Genomic DNA, 812 nt, shown 5'->3' on the forward strand with positions numbered 1-812 from the left:
CGTCTGCTCGACCGGGCCGGACCCGCTCGGCGGCGGTGCCGAAGGTGCCTGCGGGACGGGCTGCTTCGGACCCGGAGCGGAGCGCGGGGTGGTCGGCGGCTTGGTGATCGGCACCCGGCCCGCACCCGGCGTGATCCGGTCGGTCCCGGCCGGATTCGGTGCGTCGGAAGGCCGCTGGATCGGCAGCGCAACGGTCTGCGCGTCGTCCGGCTTGATCACCGGCATTGCCATGGTCACGTCTTCGGACCCCGGCGGCGGCTGTTGCCCGGCGTCCGGTGCCGCCGTATTCATCTTGACGGTGTCCGCTTCGGGAGCGGCATCTGCTGCCGGGGGTGCCGGCCGCTGCACCCGCATCACCGTGGTCGGCGCATCCCCATCGGAGATCTCGGGTTCCGATGCTTGCGCGGCTTCGGGCTGCTCGGCCGCGGCGGGCTTGTCAGGTGCGCTGTCCTGCGCCGCACCGGCTTTCTCCCCGCCGAACCAGGGGCGGGACCTCGACGGCGCGGAGCTATCCGGCGTGACCGCCGCTGCGTCAGCGGCAGTGGTTGTCCCCGCAGCGGTTTCGCTTTGGGCCGCATCGGTTGCCGCAGCGGCCGCGGATTGTGCCGCCGTCGCCCCGGATTGTGTAGTGGGCGTGCCGGATTGCGTGGGCGTGCCGGATTGCGTGGGCGCGCCGGATTGCGTGGGCGCGCCGGATTGCGTGGGCGCGCCGGGTTGTGCCGCTGCCGCGCCAGGCTTTGCCGCCGGGCCGCCGGGTTGTGTGGCAGACGTGCCGGATTTTGCCGCCGTTGCGCCGGGTTGTGTGGCGGTCG

At 73.4% G+C, this 812-nt stretch carries 1 pseudogene; it reads right to left on the minus strand.

The features are described from left to right. Positions 1-812 (minus strand): annotated as a pseudogene (locus NN4_RS45605) (hypothetical protein); the annotation flags it as partial.

The sequence above is a fragment of the Nocardia ninae NBRC 108245 genome, assembly GCF_007990755.1.
GTDB lineage: Bacteria > Actinomycetota > Actinomycetes > Mycobacteriales > Mycobacteriaceae > Nocardia > Nocardia ninae.